19 protein-coding genes and 5 tRNA genes are annotated in these 26821 nt (G+C 37.6%); 14 read left to right on the top strand and 10 right to left on the bottom strand.

Going from position 1 to position 26821, the window contains the following annotated elements:
* Positions 1–181 precede the first annotated feature (181 nt).
* The gene (locus QMN76_RS10620) at positions 182–1288 is read right to left on the bottom strand and encodes a glycosyltransferase (protein ID WP_282024729.1); all 1107 of its coding nucleotides are present in this window, start codon (positions 1286–1288) and stop codon (positions 182–184) included.
* Between the two features lie 281 nt (positions 1289–1569).
* Between QMN76_RS10620 and QMN76_RS10615 the strand changes: the two genes are divergently transcribed.
* Both QMN76_RS10615 and yiaY read left to right on the top strand, forming a co-directional pair.
* Positions 1570–3018: a catalase gene (locus QMN76_RS10615; protein ID WP_282024727.1), complete on the top strand. Its 1449-nt coding sequence runs from the start codon at positions 1570–1572 to the stop codon at positions 3016–3018.
* A gap of 125 nt (positions 3019–3143) precedes the next feature.
* The gene (gene yiaY, locus QMN76_RS10610) at positions 3144–4292 is read left to right on the top strand and encodes an L-threonine dehydrogenase (protein WP_282024725.1); all 1149 of its coding nucleotides are present in this window, start codon (positions 3144–3146) and stop codon (positions 4290–4292) included.
* Between the two features lie 89 nt (positions 4293–4381).
* On the opposite strand, the gene QMN76_RS10605 is transcribed toward yiaY, so the two are convergent.
* From QMN76_RS10605 to QMN76_RS10585, 5 genes are all read right to left on the bottom strand, one after another.
* Positions 4382–4969, bottom strand: a complete 588-nt coding sequence (locus QMN76_RS10605; RefSeq protein WP_282024723.1) for a hypothetical protein — start codon at positions 4967–4969, stop codon at positions 4382–4384.
* 114 nt (positions 4970–5083) lie between these two features.
* Positions 5084–7333, bottom strand: a complete 2250-nt coding sequence (locus QMN76_RS10600; protein WP_282024722.1) for a beta-glucosidase — start codon at positions 7331–7333, stop codon at positions 5084–5086.
* 236 nt (positions 7334–7569) lie between these two features.
* Positions 7570–9822: a beta-glucosidase family protein gene (locus tag QMN76_RS10595; RefSeq protein WP_282024721.1), complete on the bottom strand. Its 2253-nt coding sequence runs from the start codon at positions 9820–9822 to the stop codon at positions 7570–7572.
* Between the two features lie 195 nt (positions 9823–10017).
* Positions 10018–11589, bottom strand: coding sequence for a carbohydrate porin (locus QMN76_RS10590; protein ID WP_282024720.1), 1572 nt, complete (start codon positions 11587–11589; stop codon positions 10018–10020).
* A 318-nt stretch (positions 11590–11907) separates the two neighbouring features.
* A tRNA-Asn gene (locus tag QMN76_RS10585) sits at positions 11908–11983 on the bottom strand.
* A gap of 96 nt (positions 11984–12079) precedes the next feature.
* Here QMN76_RS10585 and QMN76_RS10580 point away from each other — a divergent pair.
* On the top strand, positions 12080–13126 hold the full coding sequence (locus QMN76_RS10580) for an ABC transporter substrate-binding protein (protein ID WP_034341018.1): 1047 nt from the start codon (positions 12080–12082) through the stop codon (positions 13124–13126).
* 62 nt (positions 13127–13188) lie between these two features.
* Here the strand turns inward: QMN76_RS10580 and QMN76_RS10575 are convergent, their stop codons facing one another.
* Positions 13189–14178 carry a hypothetical protein gene (locus QMN76_RS10575; protein ID WP_034341020.1) on the bottom strand — a complete coding sequence of 330 codons (990 nt, stop codon included), beginning with the start codon at positions 14176–14178 and terminating at the stop codon, positions 13189–13191.
* A gap of 24 nt (positions 14179–14202) precedes the next feature.
* Complete coding sequence (locus tag QMN76_RS10570; RefSeq protein WP_034341023.1) at positions 14203–14865, bottom strand: ATP-dependent Clp protease proteolytic subunit; 663 nt, start codon at positions 14863–14865, stop codon at positions 14203–14205.
* Positions 14866–15132: 267 nt separating this feature from the next.
* Between QMN76_RS10570 and QMN76_RS10565 the strand changes: the two genes are divergently transcribed.
* From QMN76_RS10565 to QMN76_RS10520, 10 genes are all read left to right on the top strand, one after another.
* On the top strand, positions 15133–16128 hold the full coding sequence (locus tag QMN76_RS10565) for a hypothetical protein (RefSeq protein ID WP_282024716.1): 996 nt from the start codon (positions 15133–15135) through the stop codon (positions 16126–16128).
* 39 nt (positions 16129–16167) lie between these two features.
* Positions 16168–17352 carry an LL-diaminopimelate aminotransferase gene (locus tag QMN76_RS10560; protein WP_034341030.1) on the top strand — a complete coding sequence of 395 codons (1185 nt, stop codon included), beginning with the start codon at positions 16168–16170 and terminating at the stop codon, positions 17350–17352.
* Between the two features lie 50 nt (positions 17353–17402).
* Positions 17403–18725 carry a homoserine dehydrogenase gene (locus QMN76_RS10555; protein ID WP_282024715.1) on the top strand — a complete coding sequence of 441 codons (1323 nt, stop codon included), beginning with the start codon at positions 17403–17405 and terminating at the stop codon, positions 18723–18725.
* A gap of 26 nt (positions 18726–18751) precedes the next feature.
* Positions 18752–19750, top strand: a complete 999-nt coding sequence (gene glpX, locus QMN76_RS10550; protein ID WP_034341036.1) for a class II fructose-bisphosphatase — start codon at positions 18752–18754, stop codon at positions 19748–19750.
* Positions 19751–19856: 106 nt separating this feature from the next.
* Positions 19857–21590, top strand: a complete 1734-nt coding sequence (recJ, locus tag QMN76_RS10545; protein WP_408869473.1) for a single-stranded-DNA-specific exonuclease RecJ — start codon at positions 19857–19859, stop codon at positions 21588–21590.
* A gap of 61 nt (positions 21591–21651) precedes the next feature.
* Positions 21652–21727, top strand: a tRNA-Glu gene (locus QMN76_RS10540).
* Between the two features lie 75 nt (positions 21728–21802).
* Positions 21803–21878, top strand: a tRNA-Glu gene (locus QMN76_RS10535).
* Between the two features lie 85 nt (positions 21879–21963).
* Positions 21964–22039 (top strand) — tRNA-Glu (locus tag QMN76_RS10530).
* A 431-nt stretch (positions 22040–22470) separates the two neighbouring features.
* Entirely contained in the window at positions 22471–22803 is a 333-nt protein-coding gene (locus QMN76_RS10525; RefSeq protein ID WP_282024761.1) for a hypothetical protein, read from the top strand.
* 65 nt (positions 22804–22868) lie between these two features.
* On the top strand, positions 22869–23483 hold the full coding sequence (locus tag QMN76_RS10520; RefSeq protein WP_282024759.1) for a hypothetical protein: 615 nt from the start codon (positions 22869–22871) through the stop codon (positions 23481–23483).
* Positions 23484–23572: 89 nt separating this feature from the next.
* Here the strand turns inward: QMN76_RS10520 and ilvD are convergent, their stop codons facing one another.
* The gene (gene ilvD, locus QMN76_RS10515; RefSeq protein WP_282024757.1) at positions 23573–25408 is read right to left on the bottom strand and encodes a dihydroxy-acid dehydratase; all 1836 of its coding nucleotides are present in this window, start codon (positions 25406–25408) and stop codon (positions 23573–23575) included.
* Positions 25409–26333: 925 nt separating this feature from the next.
* Here ilvD and QMN76_RS11060 point away from each other — a divergent pair.
* Positions 26334–26687 (top strand): hypothetical protein, encoded by a 354-nt coding sequence (locus QMN76_RS11060; protein WP_328517267.1) that lies wholly within the window; start codon positions 26334–26336, stop codon positions 26685–26687.
* A gap of 57 nt (positions 26688–26744) precedes the next feature.
* On the opposite strand, the gene QMN76_RS10505 is transcribed toward QMN76_RS11060, so the two are convergent.
* Positions 26745–26821 (bottom strand) — tRNA-Met (locus tag QMN76_RS10505).

Genomic DNA, 26821 nt, shown 5'->3' with positions numbered 1-26821 from the left:
TAAATTGATTAAGGTCGAATTAACCGCAACATCAGAATATTTCGTAGATATGATTGAAGTCGCAGAGAAAATTGCGTAATTTTAATCGATTTATAAATAAATTGATGTAACCCTCCCTTTTAAAACACAAAAAGGAGAGGGTTTTTATACAAAAAATTTAAACTAATACATTCATCCAATTTTAATATTTTTGAAATGATGGTAAAATTTCAGTTTCAATACGGTTTAAAATAGCTTTTCCAGCATTTTGAAAAGCTATTGGACTATAACGTGACTGGATATAATTACGCGCGTTTTGTGCATATTCAGTTGTCTTTGCTGGGTTATGAAAATATTCAACTATGGCCTCACCTAGAGCTTCTGGTGAGTTTTCATCCAGCAATGTGCCAATAGGATTATTCTTTACACAGAAACGCATCTCTCCTACAGAGGAAGAAATAACAGGTAAACCCGCAGCCAAAGCTTCGTGCAACGCAATACACATCCCTTCATAAGTTGAAGTTTGTGTATAAAGATGCAAGGTTTTTAAATAATCCATAACATTTGAATAAAAACCTACTAACTCAACATTATTTAACTGTAACTTTTGAATTAAATTTTGTAATTTTTGTTCTTCACCACCTGCACCAGCGATAGAAAAATGAATTTTTGTTCCAACTTCTGGGTATTTCTGATTAATATAATCAATGGATTTGATCATAATATGAAAATTTTTAACTGGGTGTAAACGTCCCATACTTCCTATATGAAATACGCCATTTCCATCCCAGACTGGCATTTTAGGCAAGCTTTCTGGAACTTTAAACAAAGGCCACGTCATCACTCTATCAGCAGAAACATCCATCCCAGTTTGTAAAAAATCAGCGACACCATCAGAATCTGCGACCCAAAATTGACTATACCGTTGTAAAAAACGAAGAGCCGCCGCTTTATAAGCCCTAAGATTAGCACTATGCTTCCAACTAACAACGGGAATATTACATAATTTTCCTATTATTTGCCCATCCATCGTTCCACGAGACAAAGACGTCCAAATCAGGTCAGGTGGAGACTTTTTCACTGCTTTATATAAATTATAGGTTGATTTTAAACGGTTATCACCATTTAAAGAAAGCAATTGATAAGGCACATTCCTTTTTTCCAATAAAGCAGCTGTTTCCATATCTCTGGGTAAGCATGCTAATACTTTAAAACTATGTCCTTGGCTTTTAAAAAAGTCAGCCAAATCAGGAATTATAAATTCTGCACCACCACCTTCTAAACTACTGATCACATAATAGATTTTCATAGGAACCCCTGATTTTTATCAATATATATTCTGTGCTTTTTCACATAAGCAAAACATAACAATTTATAAACCATAAATCTTCAATTTTCTTTGTTAAGCCAGAATAATAAATAACGGCAATAGATATAGTTTATTATGCTTACCCTAATAATTATTCATATAATCAATAAGATATATTATTTTTTTTCGTTTGATTAAAAACTACAAACCTCTATCATGAATTGTATAATAAAAAGCTGAATTACTAATCTATTGACTATTATATTTAAGGAACATAAATAATGAGTAAAAAAACTCTTACTGGTGCCAACGGCGCTCCGATTGCTGATAATCAAAATTCTCGTACAGCTGGCCCCAGAGGCCCTGTCCTTATTGACGATTTTAATTTAATTGAGAAACTTGCTCATTTCAATCGTGAAAATATTCCAGAACGCCGTGTCCATGCCAAAGGCGCAGGTGCACATGGCACGTTTGTTGTTACCAAAGATATCACACAATATACCAACGCAAATCTCTTTAACACAATTGGCAAAAAAACACCTATGCTTGCACGTTTTTCAACCGTAGGTGGTGAACGTGGTTCTGCAGATACAGCACGTGACCCCAGAGGATTTTCTTTAAAATTTTATACCGAAGAAGGTAACTGGGATATTGTGGGCAATAATACGCCTGTGTTCTTTATTCGAGATGCCATTAAATTTCCTGACTTCATACATACGCAAAAAAGATACCCAAAAAGCAACCTTAAAGATTCTGGCATGATGTGGGATTTCTTTTCTCTATCCCCTGAAGCTTTACATCAAGTTACCATTCTTTTTTCTGACCGTGGAATTCCCGACGGATTCAGATTTATGCATGGATATGGCAGCCATACTTACAGCCTAATTAACAAAGATGGTGTCAGAACATGGGTAAAATGGCACTATAGAACCCAGCAAGGAATCAAAAATCTTGATCCAGAAAAAGCTGGGGAACTAGCTGGCAGCAATCCAGATTATGCAACTGAAGATTTGTTTAACGCTATTGAAAAAGGTGACTATCCTAAATGGGGCGTTTACATCCAAGTCATGACCGAAGAACAAGCAAAAAACTATAAAGAAAATCCTTTTGATGTTACCAAAGTATGGTCTCAAAAAGAATTCCCATTACATGAGGTTGGATATTTTGAGCTCAACCGTAATCCAGAAAACTATTTTGCTGAGGTAGAACAAGCAGCTTTTGCGCCAAGTAATGTTGTTCCTGGCACAGGGTTATCCCCAGATAAAATGCTACAAGGACGTGTATTTGCATATGCAGACGCACAACGCTATCGTATAGGCACCAACTATCAACAATTGCCTATTAATGCGCCAAAATGCCCTTATGCAAATTATCAGCGTGATGGCGCAATGCGTTTAGATCAAAATGGTGGTGGCAGCCCAAATTATGAGCCAAACAGCTATGTAAATGCTCCTAAACAAACGAATAAACCAGAACCTTTATTTCCTGTTGATCTTTCTGGTGCTGCAGGTCAATATGATCACAGAACAGATTCAGATTATTACAGCCAACCTGCCGCCTTGTTTAAACTCATGAATGCTGAACAAAAAGAATTATTGATCAGCAATCTAGCAGCATCTATGCAAGGAGTGAAACAAGAAATACTTGAACGTGTATTGGCACACTTTGTGAAAATTGATCCAGAATATGGGCAAGGAATCGCTAAAAAATTAAATATAAAACTAAACTAAACTAATCAATAAGTTATAAATAAGTTAAAGAGAAACAAACTTCTATTCTATAATTTTATTTAAATATGATGTATGATTACTTCGTAACTTAGATAAAACTTAGAAAATACAAAGGATAACTATCTATGAGTACCACATTTTTTATTCCTTCAGTAAATGTTATCGGTGAAAATGCTTTGAGTGATGCTGTGCCACACATCAAAGCATATGGCTTTAAACATGGCTTGATTGTTACTGATTCTTTTATGAACAAATCTGGCGCTGCAAAGCAAGTTTCTGATTTGCTTGCAAAAGAAGGTGTTAAAACTTCTATTTATGATGGTACACATCCAAACCCAACTGTCACAAATGTTAATGATGGATTAAAAATTCTAAAAGAAAATAACTGTGATTTTGTTATTTCTCTTGGTGGTGGTTCACCTCATGATTGCGCAAAAGGGATCGCTCTTTTGGCAAGTAATGGCGGCGAAATCAAAGACTATGAAGGTTTAGATGTCCCTAAGAAACCTCAACTACCATTGGTTTCAATCAACACTACGGCTGGCACAGCCAGTGAAATTACACGTTTCTGTATTATTACTGACGAAGTGCGTCATATTAAAATGGCAATTGTTACCTCTATGGTAACCCCTATCCTGTCTGTTAATGACCCAGCATTAATGGCTGGTATGCCTCCTGGATTAACCGCTGCAACAGGTATGGATGCGCTAACTCATGCTGTTGAAGCATATGTATCTATTGCTGCATCTCCTATTACGGATGCATGTGCATTAAAAGCTGCTACTTTGATTGCTGACAACCTACGTACCGCTGTTAAAGACGGTAAAAATATGGTTGCTCGTGAAAACATGGCTTATGCACAACTCTTAGCTGGGATGGCCTTCAACAATGCGTCTTTGGGTTATGTTCATGCAATGGCTCACCAATTGGGTGGTTTTTATGGCCTGCCTCATGGTGTATGTAATGCGGTTCTTCTTCCACATGTTGAAGAATATAACGCACCAAAATGTGCTGGCCGTCTAAAAGACATCGCAGCGGCTATGCATGTAAATGTTGATAATATGAGCGACGAAGAAGGAGCAAAAGCTTGTATCGCTGCCATTCGTGCTTTGTCAAAAGATGTGAATATTCCTGCGAATTTAACTGAACTCAAAGTTAAAGCGGAAGATATTCCAACACTTGCAACAAACGCATTAAAAGATGCTTGTGCTGCTACTAACCCTCGCGTTGGTAACCAAGCAGAAGTTGAAGGTATCTTCAAATCTGCGATGTAATTTTTGATTACACGAGTTAGTAAAAGCGTCATATTCGAGAGGGTATGGCGTTTTTTTATTAGAATAAACACATCCAAGATAATTTTGTTTTACAATAATTCTTTATAAGCATTTTCTAATAACGATTTTCTTGCTTTCATAATCTTCAATCTATTTTCATTAATTGTATGGTACATTTCATTCTTTGCAAAACCTTCATTATACCTCCCACTCAATATATATTGGTTATGATCTTGAATAATTTTTAAAAAATCTGTTTTTATCTCATCGCAATATGCTTGAATTTTCTCTTGTTTGCTAAACGTAAAACATAACTCATCTGATAAAGATGAGTTTTTTTCATTAAGCATTAATAATTGGGAATATTCTGTATTATTATTTACATTAACAATATTGTAGTATACTTCACTCCATCTTTTTAAAACGTCATATTTTTTATCCCGAATATCTTGATCAAACCTTACTTTAGCAATATCTTTTTGCCATTTCGATAATTGAAACTGACCGAAAGCAATCAAAGCACCTAACAAACCTATAATAAGAGGAGCAAACGCTTTCACAAAATCATGACTTATAAAAATATATAAAAGACAACAAAATAAAAGCCATAAAATCAAACATTCTACGACAATTATTGAATGCATACTTTCTTTACACCAATTAATAACCGATTTCATTTTACCTTTATTTCATATTATATAGAACCTAACCAATTATAAACGATATCATAACAAAAAAGCCACGGCTAATATAACCGTGGCTTCTTATCAACAACTCAACCAATAACCGAATTAATCAGTTAGATTCATTTTATTAAGATGAACTGATGTTTTTACCCCTTCATTAGAAAGCGCGTCTGGTTTCACAGCAATCGTATAAGTACCTGCTGGTAATTCCCAATGGTGAGCTTTAGGTTCATAATTCGCAATCGCTTGTAGAGCCAATGGTATAGAAACCGTTTTTGTTTCCCCTGCTTTTAAAGCAACTTTATCAAACCCAAGCAAACGACTGGTCGTGCCATCTGGCATGGTTCCATAAACCTGAACCGCATCTGCACCGTCTTTTTTACCTGTATTTTCAACCGTAACTTCGGCGGTCATGGTTGGATTTTTACCAGATAGATTATTATTCAACGTAATCTTGGTATATTTAAACGTTGTATAAGACAACCCATATCCAAATGGATAAAGTGGCGTAATCTTTTTATCTTGATACCAACGATATCCAACATTTGCTTTATCTATATCTAGACTTAAAGAAGAGATAACAGAAGAATCATTTTCCATTGGCTGACCAGGGTCTGCATTTATAATTCGACCTGCACCTTTAATCGTTGGATATGGAACTTGTGATAGAGATTTTGGCCAAGTAGTTGTTAAGCGTCCAGATGGATTAACTTTGCCAAATAAAACATTAGCAATCGCTGTCCCACCAGAAGTTCCTGGGAACCAAGCTTCAACCACAGCATCCACGTTATTCAACCAAGGCATCTCCACAGGGTTTCCTGTTTCCAATACAACAACCACTGGTTTTCCTGCCTTAGCCACGGCTTCAATCAATTGGTTTTGATTACCTGGCAAGCTTAAATCTGCATTATCGAAAGCTTCTGCACTCCATTTTGTAGCAAAAATAATCACAACGTCTGAATTCTTGGCCAAATCAACAGCTTGTTGAATATTATCACCCCCTGCAAATTGCACTTTTGCTTCTGGTGCCAAAGCTTGAATTGTTTTCATGGGTGAAGATGGGAAATAAGATTCTGGGCCAGGCCATGTTTGCATCCCTGTTTTTAATTTAATATTTCCACCTCTAGCAGTAACTTGAGAGGATCCACCACCAGACAAGACGCCTTCATTAGCATGTCCACCAATAATCGCAATATTTTTTACGGTTGTAGCTAGTGGTAAAATATTTTGTTTATTTTGTAATAAAACAATCCCATTTTCGGCAATTTTTTGAGAAATTGCTTCATGTATAGCAACATTCTCTGGTTGCTCTGATTTTGTAGCAGGATGATCGTAAGCCCCGACTTGAATCAAACCATATAGAACACGATATGCCATATCATCAAGACGGCTTTGTGGGACTTCACCCTTTGCAATCGCTTCTTTCAAATCTTTACCAAAATAGATCTTATTATCAAACTGATCAGCAGCAGATTCCTGATCTAATCCTGCATTAGCGGCTTTAACTGTACTATGACCTGCTCCCCAATCGGTCATCATATAGCCCTGATATCCCCATTCTTTCTTGGGCAACTGTAATAAATAGCTATTCTCACAAGCATAATCCCCGTTCACCTTGTTATAGGCACACATAATAGAACCAGGGTTACCTTTTTTAATCACAGTTTCAAAAGCAAGGAGATCTGATTCTCGCCCTTCTTTCTCTCCCACTTTCATGTCTAATTTTAAACGATTTGTTTCAATATTATTAAATGCATAATGTTTAACAGTGGATACAACATGCTGGCTTTGTACGCCTTTAATTTGCTGAGCTGCAACATTTCCTACCAGTATAGGATCTTCACCTAAATATTCGAAGTTACGACCATTTCTTGGATCTCTAACTAAAACAGCTCCACCGCCTAGTAAGACGTTAAAACCTTTATGAAAAGCCTCGGCTCCTGTCACTTTACCTGCTTCATAAGCAAGCTTAGAGTCAAAGGTTCCTGATAAAATCTGACCACTTGGTAATGAAGTCGCTGCATCCCCAGGGCGAAGATCGCCACCAGGATTGGTAACTCCCAAACCAGCATCTGTAATTTGTTGCGCTGGGATACCCAATCTCTTAATACCAGGAACATAAGCCGCACTGCCCAAAGCTCCTTTGGGAATCGGGAATTTTTTGGGACCATTAAGAACAGCATACAGACTGTGAACTAACTGTAATTTTTCGTCCTGTGTCATCGCCTTCACAAGGGCTTTTGCTCGAGCTTCTGGAGAAAGGGAAGTATCTTTCCAAATTACTTCTTCTGCACGAGCAAGGTTTGTTACAGTGACAAGAATAGATGAGAGTAGAAATAACTGAGATAACTTCATGCGAATGTCCTTCTAAGATCTAAATATATAGAAACATTAACTTCCTTTTATTACGAACAGTCAATCTATTAAAAGATTTTATTAGCCTTATTCTTAGAAAAAGGTTTCAATGTTTTTAAATTTAGATAAAAAAATTATGAAGCTATTTATCAATTATATCAAATTCTATCATGATAAAATAATAGCCACGGTTTTAAGCCGTGGCTAGATAAAAGCAATTCGATAAAAAAAGAATACTAATCAGGTAAGTCAATCTGATCCAAACGCATTGTTGTTTTCAAGCCTTCGTGAGATAAAGCATCAGGTCTAGCAAAAATTTCATAATTACCAGACATAATTTCCCAGTTATGTTTTTCTGGAACATAATGAGACAAGCTGGCTGGGAATAAAGTTACGGGAACAGTTTTAGTTTCCCCTGCATTAAGTTCTACTTTTTTGAAACCTAGCAAACGACTTGGTGATCCGTCTGGCATTTTACTATAAATCTGAATAACATCCGCGCCACTACGGTTCCCTGTATTTTTAACTGTTACATTTGCAGTCATAGAATGTTGATCTTCTGTAAAGTTTTTATCAATAGATAATTTTTTATATTTAAAGGTCGTATAAGACAAACCATATCCAAAAGGAAATAGTGGCATTAACCTTTTTTGCTCGTACCAACGATAGCCGACATTAGCCCCATCTTCATTTAAATTAACAGAAGATACAGCCTGATTTTGTGAGGAATATTGTTTGACATTTAACGTATCAGCAACAGCAATCTTCCCTGCCCCTGCAATATAAGGATATGGAACTTGACTTAATGCTTTTGGCCATGAAGCCGTTAAACGACCTGATGGATTGACCTTGCCAAATAAAACATTAGCAATAGCTGGCCCACCAGAAGTACCAGGATACCAAGCTGCAAGAACACCATCAACATCATTTAACCAAGGCATTTCAACAGGATTGCCTGTTTCCAAAACAACAATCACCGGTTTCCCAGCTTTAGCAACTGCTTCAATTAATTGATTTTGATTTCCATAAAGCTCTAAATTCGCAGTATCAAAACCTTCAGCACTCCATTTCGTAGCAAAAATAATAGCGATATCTGACTGCTTTGCCAAATCTACGGCTTCTTGTATATTTTTACCCCCAGCAAAGGAAACTTTGGCATCAGGAGCTAATGCTTGTATTGCTTTCATAGGAGAAGATGGGAAGTAAGTAATAGGTCCAGGCCATGTCCGAATTCTTTGTTGATCAATAATATTGCCCCCTCTGGCTGTCACTTGAGAAGAACCACCACCAGACATAACACCCACATCTGCTCTACCACCGATAATAGCTATCTTTTTAATGCTTGGGGACAAAGGAAGGATATTATGATGGTTTTTAAGTAAAACCATACCATTTTCTGCAATTTTTTGAGAAATTGCTTCATGTGCTGCTACATCTTCGGGCTGATCAGACCTATAGGCTGGATTATCATAAGCTCCAATACGCATCATACTATATACAATACGATAAGCCATATTATCCAATCGACCTTGAGAAACCTCACCTTTGGCAATTGCTGTTTTTAATGCTTTACCAAAGTATACCTTAGTATCTGATGATATTCCAGATTCTTGATCTAGACCAGCATTTGCAGACTTAACCGTACTGTGGCTTGCTTTCCAATCTGTTAATATATAACCACGGTATCCCCAATTTTTCTTGGGTAATTGCAATAAATAACTATTTTCACAACTATAATCACCATTCACTTTGTTATAAGCACACATAATAGCACCAGGCTGTCCCTGTTTTATTGCTATTTCAAAAGCCAAAAGATCTGATTCTCTAGCTTCTTTTTCCCCAATACGCATATCTACTTTCATACGATTAGTTTCAATAGCACTAAATGCAAATTGTTTAGCTGTTGCAATCACATGCTGGCTTTGTATACCTTGTATTTGAGCCGCCGCAATATTTCCAGCAAGCAAAGGATCCTCGCCTAAATACTCAAAATTACGACCATTCCTTGGGTCTCTTACTAAAACAGCTCCACCTCCACCAAGTAAAACATTAAACCCTCTGTCAAATGCCTCTTTCCCTATCATTTGACCTCCTTTATGAACAAGATCAGGATCAAAGGTTCCAGACAAAATTTGACCGCTAGGCAAAGATGTGGCCGCATCACCAGGTCTTCCATTATTAGGGTTAGTAACCCCTAGCCCAGCATCTGTGATTTGTTGCGCCGGCAATCCTAGACGAGGAATACCAGCAACATAACCTGCTCCTCCCAAGGCTCCTTTTAAAACAGGAGAATTTTCAGGGCCGTTCTTAACTGCATAATGACTTGCAACCATTTGCAATTTTTCATCTTGTGTCATCGCACTTACAAGTGCCTTTGAACGCGCTTCAGGTGTTAAAGAGGTATCTTTCCATACTGGTTCAGCAGAAAAAGCAATACTGGGCATACTGACTAGCATGGATGACATAAGAAAAAAATGAGATATTTTCATAATGACGGCCCTTAAAATAAAAAATTTAAAATAATTTTAGTAGTTTACTATCAAAATCCCCTTGATGGTCAACAAATGATGTCATCACGTTTTGTTTACCATCAACAAAATCTACTCATAATAAAAAAACCTTAATCGTTACTCTATGAAAAAAGTAATAATTAAGGTTTTAAAATTTACTCCATTTACAAAATATTAGAAATCTACACGACTTTTAAATCCTAAGAACGCTGCATCTTTAATATTCTTTTGTGCATTTGGATTAATTTCATATTGAAAATCAGGTTGGAAACGAATACCTCTGTAAACATGAATAATATAAGTTAACTCAAAAGTTGTTTCCGCAGTCTGAATACCTGTTGCTCCACCAATATTACCAATTGAAACACCATTAGCTAAATTATAACGCTGAGCATCACGCATTTTACCACTCATAATTTGATGAATGAATAAAACACCAACGGCATCCATCGGTCTGGCTTTCCAAAAGCCCGTATTAATCATCCCAACCATAACTTCATTTTGTCGTTGGAAAGTCAAAGGATTACTATGAACAAAGCCTACATATCCAATAACACCATTCAGATCACCAGGGCCATTACGATGAATCATCTGATCTAATAATAACCATTCGACATCACGTCCACGTTTCCAACGTTGGTCAGCACCATTCATTTCGGTAATTTTTTTACCACTGAGGCCACTGCCCCATACAGGATAAGATGAAGTATCATAAGCAAAACCAAATTTATAATGCCCAACAAGATCATTTTTTCCCCAATGTGGTTCATAAACGACTTCTAATGGGAACTCACCCCCTGCATTTCCTGCAGTTCTTACGATAGCTGCCCATCCAGCACGCTTTCCACCTTCGTTACCATAAGCATAACGGTTCACTTGGAACATACCAATACGTATGGAAAAATGTTTTGTTGGTCTAAATAATGTTGTAATACCCCACGTTGAATCTGGCCATGCATTAAACCCTGCTGCCTGTCCAGAAAGGGGTTTGGGATTACCGCAAATACCGTTATTCATGAAATAACAATGAATGGGACTGGTCGCATAAAAGCCACCCACATTGCTTCGTCCAAAAGAGGTAACGATCTTACCATCCATAAAGTATTTATCACTATATAAGTTCACAAGTTTAGCAACAACGTTACCACCTGCACCATAAATTTCTTGTACCTGAGTGATATTTTCACCAATCATCGGGCTGAGGTTAGCACCATAACGCCCAATAACTGTCATGTGTGAAACTAAACCATTTGTGAACCAATTTTTACCAACTAATGTAGACCAATCAACATCAAGTTGTGCATCTGCAGCGCCAGCATTAGCAGAACGTTTTCTTGTCCCCCCCGTGATATTACCAGCAAACTCATTTTGGTTATCAAAATTTAGATTAATACCACGTTTATATAACCAAGGTTGAATCCCACCCCATGTGCCAAATAAATGTTCAGGTTGAGGCAATAATGGATTTCCACTCTCTTTTATTCTCTCTCTATCAACCGCGTTACTTTGCACCCGACCAATAGTAGTTAACCAATCACCGCCACTTCCAACAGGAATTAGCTGCCAATCAGTTAATCCGTTAATAGCATCGGTATCTTTAGTCTTTCCCGTTGGTGGTGTATTTTTTTCATCAACGGCTTTTGCCGTAGAATCAAAAAAGGCTGTTCCACCCATCATTAAAAAACAAGAAAGAAAATAAAATTCTCTTCTTTGCAAAAGGTTAGGTTTATTCCAAAGTAATGCCATATTCATCTATTACCATGTTTAAATGTTAAGAATCACTAGCTTTTAAAACATGTCATGATGGAACTGGGTTTTCACTTATGCTTTGTAGCTAGATTACTAATATCTTTCGTAATATAGATACAGATTACCCAACTATCATAGTAAAATGAATCATAAATCTCGTCTAACAAAGCAAGAAAAAATATGATGTGTCGAAATAGAAACAGGAATGTGTTGAATATGCAATCAATGCATACTCATAATATATAATCATTTATTTATTGGAAATATATGAATTGTATTTAATAAATACATACAGCTTTTATATCAAATTAAAGATGGCTCCCGAAGTAGGACTCGAACCTACGACCGAGCGATTAACAGTCGCTTGCTCTACCAACTGAGCTATTCGGGATCAGCCGTGAACTCTCTATAGCCTAATTCGATATTAATGGTAAAGTGTTTTTTTAGTTTTTTTTAATTTTTTTTAACTATTAAGTAAAATATTTTTATGACCACGCATAATAAATCATCAAAGTCATTGATAAGTCGCAGAAAAACTTTTTTTGGCATCGGGGCTACTTTGGCCCTGGTTGGAGGGGGGGGGTATGCATCTTATTACCTTAGCTCATCACCCAAACAGAGAATCAACGACTATCCACCGCAATCTATTCGGATTGCATGGCCTAAAAGTGAGAGCGATTCGCTCTTAGCGATTGCTCAAACAGAAGGTTTTTTTGAAAAATACGCTTTAAATGTTACAATTTTACCCAATATTCAAAATCACCTACAGGCTATGGACGCATTAAAACAAAATTTATGCGATGCAGCTGTGTTATCTGCTTTAGATTGGTTGCCTGAGTTACTTGGAGGAGTGCCAGCACGCTTATTGGTTGGAATTAGTGGCGGTAATTTTCGCCTACTAGCCTCACGCAAGCAACGAATCGATAGACTGATAGATCTGGCAGGATTAAAAATTGCAACCCATCGCCACTCAGCAAAAGAACGTCTTTTCTTTTCAATCTTGTTAAGACGTAAGGGACTCAATCCCGAACAAAACATTAAATGGGTTGAAATGGAAAAAGAAGAACTATTACCAGCTCTTCTTTCTAATCAAGTTCAAGCCATTATTGGCAATGACCCTTTAATGTGGGAAATATTAAGCCATGCAAATAAGCAAGTCTTTGAATTAGCCGGAAGTCAAAGTGGCAGCTGGAGTTCTCGTGCTAATCGAATTCTTGGAATGAACAATCAATTTTTGAATACAAATCCAAACATTACTACACCGCTAGCACTCAGTATTCGTCATGCTTCGAAATGGCAAACAGAACATTTGCAAGAAACCAGTATGCTACTTGCTGATCAATTAAAAGCTATGAGTAGTAAAGAAATTTTAGCTATGTTAAAAAATCAAAATCAAAATATTGTACCTATTAATAATCAATTATGGGAGCAAGTTGCACAATATATTGATGAATTTAAACTGTTGGGTAAAGTTCCAAATAGCCTTAGTTCAAGTCGTACGGCAAGACAATTTTGTTTATCAATTCAGTCATAAAAAAAACTCCTCTTTTAAGTTATCGAAAAGAGGAGTTTAACATTCTAATAATCAAAAACAAATTAAGCTAGCTGTTTATTAGCAAGTTTTTTTGGTAAAAATCTCAGAATGAGCCTTGTTAAAAAGGGTGCAGTTTTAGGTCTAACTAACCTACGATCATACCCAGCAAAACGCTTTTCATTTTCTGAAAGGCATAATTGTAAGAATTCTTTTAAAGTAGTCTTATCTTTACCCAGCTCTGCAACACCATTGATGGTAAAGTTATTATCTTCATAATATTCCTGACCATCAACATCGACTTCCCTAATTAGACCTAAACGTTCATAAATAAGAAACGCATGCACTGCATATAATTTTGCTTCAAATTTAACTCTTTTTATCAAAGATAAATTTTTACGATGCCATGCCAACCAGTTCGCAAATAATAAAATATGACGACATTCTTCTTGCATTACAGGCTCAAATGTCTCAATAAGTTCTTTTGTAAAAAAACCAGATTTTTGAGCAACTGAAAACAAACCAAAAGCAAAAAAACTATCCCAGCATTCACTAAATCCTGTAACCATATAAGCCCATTCTGCATCTTTAGGTAACTGATATTCTTGTTCTTCAGCCAAAGGAATACCATAAAATTTAACTAAATCAGTCAAAACCTCTTTGTGGCGATTTTCTTCCCAAGCATTTCTGGCTATGGCATCTGCCATTTCTGGATCTACAATTTCTTTAACATAAGCAGCCATTCTTAAGCGTGCTTTGCCCTCAGTATGAACTGCGATATCCCAAATAGGCAAACTTTTTAAGCGTTTAATTTCTTCTTCACTTAACTTAGGCCAATTCATAAATGTCGGTCTATAAGGATTAAATGTCTCACGAAACATCTGACACACGGCTTGCTTATGCTCTTTACTACCGATTTTAAGCGTCCCGGGAATAGTGCTCATCCAATGACGTACACGATAATTCATTTCCTCTAGCTCTTTTTCAGATTGAGGTTTTGGCAAATCGTGTAAATTTTCAGGTAGTTTTGTGTAAATTGCTTCTAAACTAGACATTTAATCAACGCTCCAACGACAAAATTATTTCATATCAGACCATTTATGAATAATACGGTGAACCAATCCGTATTCAATTGCTTCTTTTGCAGACATCCAATAGTTACGATCAGTATCTTTTGTAACTTTTTCATACGAATGCCCTGTTTCTTTAGCAAATATATGATTCAAACGTTCACGCATTTTAATAATTTCTTTGGCTTCAATATCAATATCGGTTGCCGGTCCCCTGACACCACCCATTGGTTGATGCAATAAAAAACGTGTATTAGGTAAACAAACACGACGCTCTTTATGACCAGCAGCAAAAATTAACGCTCCTGCTGATGCAACCCATCCAGTGCCAATCATATTGATTGGAGCATGAGAATCGACGAAACGAATCATATCGTGAATTGTATCTCCGCTTTCAACATGTCCACCAGGAGAGTTAACGTAAACATCAATTGGACGATCAGAATCGTATGCCAAAGCTAATAAACGTGCGGTTACTTCTTTGGCAAGCCTGTCATTAACCTCTCCAAAAATAAGAACTTTTCGTTCTTTAAAGAGTTTACTTTCTAACACAGAAGAAGCCAGTGCTTCAGCACCTAGTTTTTCGATTTTTTCTGAAGGATCTACAGGCTCTTCAGGATCATTATTATTCAAAATTATTGTGTTATGCGTATCAGACTGCATAAAATTCATCAACTTTTCCCTCTAACTTACAACTAATGCGATGTTACTCATCATATTATAAAACATTTTATTGATAAATCTTATACACTTCAACAAACAGAATAAGAAATATTTTAACGATTATTTTATAAAACAATTTTTTCATATATTTTGTTTTTTGCAACAATTTTGACGATTATTTACTTAGTGTTGCAAAAGGAAAATAGCGCATTCATAAAAAAAACTATAATACTAATAACATTATTTAATTTATTTTAAATCTCGAGGTTCAAAAGAGTGCCCTTTATTCGCCAACCATTTCTTCGTTATAGTTTATTAATGGGTTTTTTGTGTTTAGAGGGATGCGCCAACAGTCCCGTTATTAAAACACCCGTAGGCTGGTACCATAATCTTGAAGGCGGTATTGTATCCCAGCCTCGATTACCGGTACCTGGTCATGATCAAACCTATCCTTATGTTGGATTAACCCCAACCCAGCCCCCTGCTTTACCTTCACCTGCATTGCGTAACGAGATTACCGACTCTTTAACCAAAGATAGAACACTCTCTGATTGGCAAAATACAGTCGCACCACTCGATATACCCAAAATCCCTCCTGCACCACAACAACCAGTGGCAGAAAGCAAACCTAATACAGAGCAAGCTAAAACAGCAGCCAACAATCAAAATTCAGAAGAATCTTCTGCAAGCTTTGATGCCGTAGGACAAGATCCCGCTCCAGAGGCCAATGCCGCAGACAAACAACCTGTTCAAAACACAGCAAAACCCGTGGAGAAACCTAAAGAATCAAAAAAAGCACCGCCTCCACCGCCTGAACCTGTTGTTCTGCCAGAATTGCGTGCGAAAATTGATGAGCAAGCAGTCGTCATTCCTGCTATTCCTGTTAACCCTCCACCTCCATCAAAATTCCCTGGATTTAACATTCCTTCAGATGCGAATTTACCATCACCATTTAAACCTGCGGCATTACCTTTAGAGGCACCAAAAGGCGAGTTAATAACATTTCCAATTGATTCGGATACTCCAAATCCCAAACAAGATGGGTTAATTAATTCTATTGCTTGGCAGCGTCATGGACGCACAATTTTTGTTCATGGCTATGGAGATGCCTATTCAATTGAACCAAAAGATCAATCCCAAGCATTATCTTTGGGGCTTTTACGTGCAAAAACAGTTGCAAAAATGTTAATTGCCCATAATGTACCAGAATCGTCTATTGTAATTCGTGCACACGCTATCGGCCATGGTGTACGCATTCGAATGGATGAGTAATTTTTATTATTATAATTTTTTCACAGAATTGAGTATCCTATGACCGAAGAATTTCATCGCATACGCCGTCTCCCTCCTTATGTATTTGCAGAAGTTAACGCGGCGAAAAAAGCGGCGCGTACGCGCGGTGAAGATATCATCGATCTTGGTATGGGTAATCCCGACAGCCGCCCACCAGAACATGTTGTGCAAAAATTAGTAGAGGCAACTTCATCTTCACGCGTACACGGATATTCTGTAAGCCGTGGAATTCCTGGGCTACGTAAAGCATTAGTCAATTACTATCAACGTCGCTTTAATGTTTCTTTGAATCCTGAAACTGAAGCAATCGTCACCTTAGGCTCAAAAGAAGGCTTGGCCAATTTAGCATCTGCTATCACCAGCCCAGGGGACACTATTTTAGTTCCTAACCCATCTTATCCTATCCACCAATTTGGATTTATTATTGCAGGCGCTGCCGTGCGCTCTATTCCTGCAACACCAGACGAAAATATGCTCGAAGCGCTACACAGAGCTGTTCACCACTCTATTCCAAAACCAACAGCGTTGATTGTTAATTTTCCATCTAATCCAACTTCATATGTTGCAAGCTTAGATTTCTATCGTGAATTGGTTGCTTTTGCAAAAAAAGAATCTATTTGGATTCTATCAGATCTTGCTTATGCAGAACTCTATTATGGGGATCAAATCCCCCCCTCTATTCTTGAGGTGCCTGGCGCAAAAGACATCGCTGTTGAATTTACGTCCATGTCAAAAACATATTCAATGGCAGGATGGCGTATTGGTTTTGCTGCGGGTAATCCGAAATTAATTGCTGCGTTAACACGTATTAAATCATATTTGGATTACGGCGCTTTTACGCCTATTCAAATCGCTGCTGTCGCTGCTTTAAACGGCCCACAAGATTATATACAAGAAATGCGCGACCTCTATAAAGATCGGCGTGATACTTTAATCAAAGGTTTACATAATGCAGGATGGGACGTTCCTTCACCACCAGCATCAATGTTTGCTTGGGCACCAATTCCCGAGCAATTTAAACATCTGGGCAGCGTTGAATTTTCTAAATTGCTCCTTAAAGAAGCACAGGTCGCCGTAGCCCCTGGCTTGGGCTTTGGTGAGTATGGTGATGATTTTGTCCGTATCGGTTTGGTTGAAAATACACAAAGATTACGACAAGCGTGTCGCTCTATTAAAACCTTTATGAATACTTATACAAAGTAAATAAAATAAAACCACTATCTTTATGTCTATCGTAACCTGGAGAACATTTTATGAGTACCCCGTCTATAAGCAAACCATTAAAACTGGGGATCGCTGGTCTTGGAACCGTAGGAGGTGGCGTTGTCCGCCTTTTACAAGCCAATGCTCAATCCGTCACCCATAAAGCTGGCCGCCCCATTGAAATCGTGGCGATCAGTGCCAAAAGCAAAGGTAAGGATCGAGGAATCGATTTATCCCATATTCAATGGGTTGACAATCCAATGGATCTTGTATCCAATCCTGAAATTGACGTTGTTGTTGAGTTAATTGGCGGTGCCAACGGAATTGCTTATGATTTGGTCTGTGCAGCGTTAAAAGCACATAAAGGTGTAGTGACTGCCAACAAAGCATTAATTGCTTTACATGGTGATGAGTTGGCTAAACTTGCCGAAGAGCAAAATGTTCCACTTTTATTTGAAGCCGCTGTTGCAGGGGGTATTCCTGTTATTAAAACCATCAAAGAAGCATTAACCCCAGATCGTTTAAAACGAATTGGTGGGATCTTAAATGGAACATGTAACTATATTTTGACTGCTATGGCCAAGACAGGTTGCGCTTTTAATGATATTCTCAAAGAGACTCAAGAGCTGGGCTATGCCGAAGCAGATCCTTCAACCGATATTGATGGTTTCGACGCGGCACATAAATTGGCTATTTTAGCCAGCCTTGGTTTTGGTCATACTATTCACTTTAAGGATGTTTTTGTTGAAGGTATTCGTGACATTAACCCTGATGATTTATACTATGCCAAAGAGCTGGGATATACCATCAAATTGATTGGAATTGCACAACAACACCAAGATAACCGTATTGAACTTCGTGTTCACCCTGCTTTGTTGCCTCATGATACTTCATTAGCACGTGTAAACGGTGTTACCAATGCAGTATTCACCGAAGGGGAATTTTCTGGTCGTTTAATGTTGGAAGGTGCTGGCGCAGGAGAAGGACCAACATCTACTGCGGTCAGTGCGGATATTATTGATATTGCCAGAGGCTCAACCATTCCAATGTGGGGGACAGATTGGAAAGAATTAACCCCAGCAACCGTTGTTTCTCGTAACGAATTCATCAAAGCCTATTACATTCGATTAATGGTTCAAGATAAACCTGGTGTTGTTGCGGATATTGCTACCATTTTAAAAGAGCATAATGTGTCTTTACGCAGCTTATTACAACATGGTGCAACCAATGATATGAACGACTCCCCTATTGTACCTATCATTTTAGTAACGCATAAAACCAAAGAACAATCATTGTTACAAGCTTTACAAGCTATTCAAAAACTTCCTGTTATTACAGAAAAACATATTATGCTTCGTATCGAAGAAGCATAATCACTTACCTAAGGAATATGTTTACCATGCCTCTTTCTTCTCCTACGACTTCTACCTATACTGTTTCCGATCGCAATCTTGCATTAGAACTTGTCAGAGTCACCGAAGCTGCTGCTATTCAATCGTTTAGCTGGATCGGCCGAGGAAAAAAAAATGAAGCTGATAATGCCGCAGTAGAGGGAATGAGGCATGCTTTTGACACTGTGGCGATTTCAGGAACAGTGGTTATTGGTGAAGGTGAAATGGACGAAGCACCAATGCTTTATATTGGTGAAAAAGTTGGTTCTGGTGGCCCAAAGATGGATATTGCTGTCGATCCATTAGAAGGAACCAATCTAACCGCAAAAAATCTTCCTAATGCAATTACTGTGGTTGCATTAGCTGAAGAAGGGAAATTCCTTCATGCGCCAGATATTTATATGGATAAAATAGCCATTGGCCCTAATTATCCAGAAGGTATCATTGATATTGATAATTCAATTGAAACCAATCTGCGCAATCTGGCCAAAGCAAAAAAAGTGGATGTTTCTGAAATTACACTGAGCGCATTAGACAGAGATCGCCATCAAGAAATGATTGCCAAGGCTCGTGAAGTCGGCGTCCGTGTCAAATTACTTTCTGATGGGGATGTTGCTGGAATCATTGCTACTTGTATTCCTGATAGTAATGTTGATATATTTATTGGCTCTGGTGGTGCTCCTGAAGGGGTATTAGCAGCAGCTGCACTTCGATGCTTTGATGGGCAAATGCAAGGGCGTTTACTGTTTGAAGACCAATCTCAGATTGATCGTGCCCAAACAATGAGCGAAGGCGATCCTCAAAGAAAACTCTTTTTAGAAGATATGGCCAGTGGCAATGTATTGTTCTCTGCAACAGGCGTTACCACAGGGGATATTCTAAAAGGCGTTCAATGGAGAGGAAATTACGTATGGACCAATTCTTTGGTCACACGTTCTCGTTCAAAAACGGTTCGCTTTGTGAATGCACGCCATAATATCTTAGCAAAACCAATGGATATTAAATAAATTTAACTGTTAGCCAGTGTCTGAATTATTAAAAAAAACTTCTTCCGAAGCACCGCTTGCCCTGAATATACAACAAAGCCTTTCTGGGCGGCGGTGGTTATGGCGTATGCCATCCTTTTGCGATTCCAGCACACTGGATCGTCATGCTCAACATATCGCTCAAAAAGCCTCGCTTTACGACATCGTTGGCAGGATGATTGCCGTGCGTGGGGTTTCGCCCCAAGCAGTTGAGCATTTCCTTGAACCTAAATTAAAAAACTTATTGCCCAACCCCTCTTGTTTAAAAAATATGGACAAAGCGGCCGATCGCATTGCCAAAGCCGTTATTCAACAGGAAAAAATTGCTATTTTTGGAGATTATGATGTTGATGGTGGCTGCTCTTCAGCAATTTTAACTCAGTTTTTTAACGATCTTCACCTCTCCCCTATTGTTTATATTCCTGATCGAATCAAAGAAGGCTATGGACCTAACGCCCCAGCCTTACAAAGCTTAATCGATCAGGATGTAACCTTAATTATATGTGTTGATTGTGGGGCTGCATCACATCAAGTCTTTGATGCAACCCCACAAGATAAAACCGATATTATTGTTTTAGATCATCATAAGTGCGAAACAGCACCTTCTATTTTTGCCAGCGTAAATCCCAATCAATTAGACTGTAATTCAGGTCTAGGTTATTTATGCGCTGGTGGTGTCAGTTTCCTTGCCTGTATTGCCGTGACCCGCGCGTTACAACAGAGACAATATTTTGATAATCACTCAAAACCCGATCTTCTTAATTTACTAGATCTAGTAGCTCTTTCGACAATTTGTGACGTGATGCCGCTAACAGGGTTAAATCGTGCACTGGTTACACAAGGCTTAAAGATTTTAGGAAAAAGAGAGCGTATTGGACTAGCTGCCCTACTAGAAGTCTCGGGCGTGCAAAAAGCACCTGATGCATTCAGTTGTGGTTTTGCCTTAGGTCCCAGAATCAATGCTGGTGGTCGTATTTCCGAATCAAATTTAGGACTAAGATTATTAACTTGTCACAATCCTGTGGAAGCCCATCAATTAGCAGAACGATTGGACACAATTAACAAACAGCGCCAAAATATTGAGCAAGGCGTATTACAACAGGCAACCGATTTAGCCCTAGAGCAGAATGAAAAAGGCTCTCCTGTTATCATGTTGCATCATAGTGACTGGCATCCTGGGATTGTTGGTATTGTCGCTGGACGAATCAAAGAACAAATTAACAGACCCACCTTAATTGGAGCCGAGCTTTCAGATGGCACGATTAAAGGGTCTGGACGCTCTATAGTTGGACTGGATTTGGGGGCAGCAATTATCGCTGCAAAACAAGCAGGCTTATTACTGCATGGTGGTGGACATGCGATGGCTGCTGGATATAGCTATCGCAAAGATCAAACAGAGATTTTACACCAATTTTTGAATGAATATCTTTCTAAAGCAGCTCAAGCACCCAGCGTTGTTGATTTGGAAATCGAAGGGGTGACTACTATTGCTGGTGCTACAGTTGAATTAGCTAAACAAATAGAGCGTTTGACCCCTTTTGGGAATGGGAATGATGAGCCTTTGATTGTCTTATCTCATGTTCATATTTTACGCTCTGACAGAATCGGTAAAGACAACAATACATTGCGTTTAACCTTGCAAGGTGAAAATGGTTCCAGTATTAAGGCCTTGATTTTTAAAGCAGATCAAAACCCTATTACCCCTTATTTAGAAGATTATAATAATCGTCGTCCTATGCATTTAGCAGGTTGGTTACGCACAAATAGCTGGAATGGCAGGGAAAATGCTGATTTTTTTATTAAAGATGCGGCTTTTGTATAAAAAAATTTTTTTGTTCTTGACCTAATCACCATGCCCATGTATTAAGAACGTCATTGCCTCTGTCCCGTTCGTCTAGAGGCCTAGGACATCGCCCTTTCACGGCGGCAACACGGGTTCGAATCCCGTACGGGACGCCAATCATTTAAAAATATGGTTGTTGGTGTTTAGACTACATAGCTCGTTCTGCTATTCAAAAAGAACACATTGCCTCTGTCCCGTTCGTCTAGAGGCCTAGGACATCGCCCTTTCACGGCGGCAACACGGGTTCGAATCCCGTACGGGACGCCAATCATTTAAAAATATGGTTGCTGCGATTTACAAAATATCATATATAATGTGATTATTATACTTTTTGCTATGATACATAGCCTATGTCCCGTTCGTCTAGAGGCCTAGGACGCTGCCTTCTCAAGGCGGTAACACGGGTTCGAATCCCGTACGGGATACCAATCATTAAAAAACAATTGATATTCATTAATCTTATTTGTAACATTATTTTTTAGAATAAGAAACAAATATCACTCAATAAACATATGTTAAAATTTATATCAAAAACTAGTTATGGCTCAATCATATGCTGCTTATTATCAGGATGTTATCATTTTGGGAATACATCATTACATGTTAAGAATAACGCCTCTTCGCAACTAATTACAAATAATGATAGAATTCTTATCACAACCAACCATCCAATTTTTGAGGATTTTGGAATATATAAAAATCTTAAAGCACGCACACAATCTCATCTTATTGAACGAGGTTGTAGTGTAGTTGACAAAAATACCTCTATAAAACTAATCTGTTTGTTTTAATAGAGCCCAACTTCAAATTACAATCTTTTCAAGGCGCTCAACTCGTATGTGAAGCAAGATTTATTGAAATGTCTGATATAAGAGTTGGTGACAGCAATAATACATATACAACATGCTATAATCAAAATCATACTACCAACACTTACGTATATGACTATAGCTTAACTATTTACCATCCAAAATCTATTTGTAACGATATAAATCAATGCATTGACTCTAAAAACTATAAACAAAATGCCATCTTCTCAAGTCATATTAGCTATAAAATAGAAAAGGCCGAGAGTAGTAACCTAACGTATGACCAAATATATGCAAAAATTGACGATAAAATATATCAAAAAATGACAGATGCTATATTTGCAACCTTTCCTTTAAATCAAAATTCTCTTGTTTATTTTTAAAATACACCTGATGGATATGTTGCTACCCAAATAATAAAAGAATAACTAAATTCAAAGGAAAGATCATGTCCATTCCTATTCATTGCCTCAACAAATTCAAACTATTTTCATGTACTATAATTATTATAGTATTAAACGCATGCACTGAAGATATTACTATACAAGAACAGAGCCAAAACTATAATATTCCTATCCCGACGAATACAATTATTCGTGTCATCGCCGATCGATCTATTATGACGAAAGATCCGTTTTCAGACTATAATTGGAATTATATAACCCAAGCGAAAATTAAAACTGAAAAAATTTTCACTCATTTCGGCTATTCTGTTGTTGATACAGGGCTGGCACCAGAAAACAAAGGTAGACCAACTTTAATTGCCATTGTGAAAGCTCAACAAGATCCACGAAATAAAAATTCTATTCATTACTCCATGAACCTTTATAAACCTCTGTCACCTAACAATAGTTTGTTAAGTTGCGATACTGAACAACAAAGTCATAATATCTGTATTGCACCACCAAAGATTACAGACTCTCAACAGCTTTTTACAGCAAACTGCACCTATTCTGGCAGTGCAAATGTTGCTTCTTTTATTATAGAATATTGTGTAAAAAGTGCGTTCAATACTTATCCACAAGGAAGTAATAAACGCATTGTCTACACTAGACAAGAATAAACCTTATTAAATTTGGCAATAAAATCAAATATTGCCCCAATTAAATAAAAATATCCCACTAAAAATTCTCTAGTGGGATCTGATTTAGTTTAATCAAACAACTCTTTATTCCGAACCGCACCTTTATCAGCACTTGTCGCCATCATTGCATATGCCTTTAATGCCATGCTGACTTTTCTGGCACGTGCTTTAGCAGGCTTCCAGCCCTTTTTATCTTGCTCAACACGACGTTTTTGTAAATCAGCATCAGACACATCCAATTGAATAGAACGATTAGGAATATTAATGACGATTTTATCGCCATTTTCCACCAATCCAATCGCACCACCTGAAGCTGCCTCTGGGGATACGTGCCCAATAGAAAGCCCAGAGGTCCCTCCTGAAAAGCGACCATCCGTTAACAACGCACAAAGCTTACCAAGATTTTTAGATTTTAGATAACTGGTTGGGTAAAGCATTTCCTGCATCCCAGGCCCACCTTTTGGCCCTTCATAGCGAATAACCACAATATCACCAGGTTCAATTTGATCGCCTAAAATCCCTTCAACAGAAGCATCTTGGCTTTCAAATACTTTCGCATTTCCCGTAAAGGTCAAAATAGATTTATCCACGCCTGCGGTCTTAACCACACAACCATTTTCAGCAATATTTCCGTATAAAACCGCTAATCCACCATCTTGGGAATAAGCATGCTCAACACTACGAATACACCCCTCTTTACGATCTGTATCTAAAGTCTTCCAACGACTGTCTTGACTAAATGCTTGCTGTGTGGGAACACCACCAGGGGCCGCTTTAAAGAACTGTAAAACTGCATCATCTTTTGTCGTATTAATATCCCACTGTTGAATCGCTTCAGCCAATGTATCAGAATGAATAGTTTTAACCGTTGTATCAATGAGATTTCCTTTGGCTAACTCAGCCAAAATAGAGAAAATACCCCCAGCACGATGCACATCTTCAACATGGTATTTTTGTGTATTTGGAGCCACTTTACAAAGTTGTGGAATTTTACGAGATAAACGATCAATATTTTCTAAGGTAAAAGGAACGTCCCCCTCTTGCGCAATTGCTAACAAATGCAAAATCGTATTTGTTGACCCACCCATCGCAATATCTAACGCCATCGAATTCTCAAAAGCTGCGATTGATGCAATTGACCGTGGAAGAACGCTATTATCATCGTTTTCATAATGTTGTTTACATAATTCAACAATACGACGACCTGCTCTTTTAAAAAGCAATTCACGATCTTTATGAGTGGCTAACGTCGTTCCATTACCAGGAAAAGATAGCCCCAAGGCTTCGGTCAAACAATTCATAGAGTTCGCCGTGAACATTCCTGAACATGATCCGCATGTTGGGCAAGCTGAGCGTTCATACTCAGCAACTTGTGCGTCAGAAATATTATTGTTTCCTGCAACCACCATCGCATCAATCAAATCAAGTTTATGATTAGCAACTGTGCTTTTCCCTGCTTCCATTGGCCCACCAGAAACAAAAATCACAGGAATATTTAACCGCATCGATGCCATTAACATGCCAGGGGTAATCTTATCACAGTTAGAAATACAAACCATGGCATCTGCACAATGCGCATTCACCATATATTCAACTGAATCTGCAATAATTTCTCGACTAGGCAAAGAATACAACATGCCATCATGCCCCATGGCAATTCCATCATCAACAGCAATCGTATTAAACTCTTTTGCTACACCACCTGCGGCTTCAATTTCACGTGCCACCACATCACCAAGATCTTTTAAATGCACATGTCCAGGCACAAATTGAGTAAATGAATTCACCACAGCAATAATAGGTTTGTTAAAATCTCCATCTTTCATTCCAGTCGCCCGCCATAATGCACGAGCCCCCGCCATATTACGACCTTGGGTAGAAGTATGTGAACGATATTTGGGCATTTAACAAATCCTATTTAAAATTAAGAATATATTAAAATATATCCCTCTTATTTTGAAAAATTTCAAGAATAACCTTTAGAATATTACTTATTTGAATCATAAAAACCAACCACGTATATTTCATGATCTTAATCTTTTAATTATCATCTATAATATATGCCTGATTTAAGACTCGTCTCATTATATAATCTTTTTATTATCAATAAAATTGCTATCTAACTTATACTTTATATCGGCTTTATTACATTATTATATAATGCTACATAACGCTTATTCCATTTGTTATTATTCGTAAAATCAATTAATCCAATTAAACTTTCTCTAGATATAAAATGTTAAAGGCATCAATCAGAAAGGGCTTTTATGGCTATAAATATTACTCCTCGCTTAATTGATTTAACTTATGAAGCCCTACTCAAGTCTTATTGACGAAAAGAGGCTCTTAAAAAATTTCTTATGTCATCTCATATTGCTTCTACATTCATTGCAACTTGGTCAAATGATGAGAGCAAACGTATTTTTTAGATCGACTTTTTAATCGATTACAACAAACATCAAAAGGTAAAGCTGTTATTTCTCGAATGGCATATAGCCTATCAGAACAATCCACTTTTCCTGACCTAAGAGGTCCTTGGGAAGATTCGGATTTAAAAATACAAGCTGCCTACAAAGCAGTTCAATAGCTCAAATTATATTTAAAAGAACAAAATGAACGCGTTATATCTAAGAAAGAACGTCTGGAAACACAAAAACGAGCCCAAATTCAAAAAGAACGCATTCAGCGATCTCAAACGGATAAAAGCAAACTTCAAAAAGGATTCGAAGAATTACAATCTAAAATAGGAACACAAGATGGAGGATATGCTTTTGAAAGATGGTTTTATCAATTACTTGATTTTTGTGAAATACAAAAAAACATTCATATATCACTAATGGTAGACAAATAGATGGTTCTTTAACTCACAAGGGTACAACCTATCTCTTAGAATTAAAATTTACGAAAAAACAATCTGGAGCTGAAGAAATCGACTCTTTAAAGGCAAAAGTCAGTAAAATGGCAGATAACACAATGGGGATAATGGTATCTGTAAGCGGTTATAGTAAAGTAGCAATTTCGGAAGCATCTGGCGGTAAAACAACATTACTTATCATAGATGTAAATCATTTATACTTATTTTTCTCTGATATTATGAATTTTGAAGAAATTATTTCGAGAGTAAGACGTCATGCCTCTCAGACAGGTCAAGCGTACTTACCAGTAAACGAATTTGATAACTAAGAATTTTAAATACAATAAAACTTCATATGGGTTTTTTTAGTTTATTTATTGAGATATTGGGAGCGGGGAGAGGATTTGAACCTCTGACCTTCAGGTTATGAGCCTGACGAGCTACCGGGCTGCTCCACCCCGCA

The sequence above is a fragment of the Commensalibacter papalotli (ex Botero et al. 2024) genome (genome assembly GCF_947179115.1).
Classification (GTDB): domain Bacteria; phylum Pseudomonadota; class Alphaproteobacteria; order Acetobacterales; family Acetobacteraceae; genus Commensalibacter; species Commensalibacter papalotli.
This window is presented reverse-complemented; position numbering and strand designations above follow the sequence as displayed.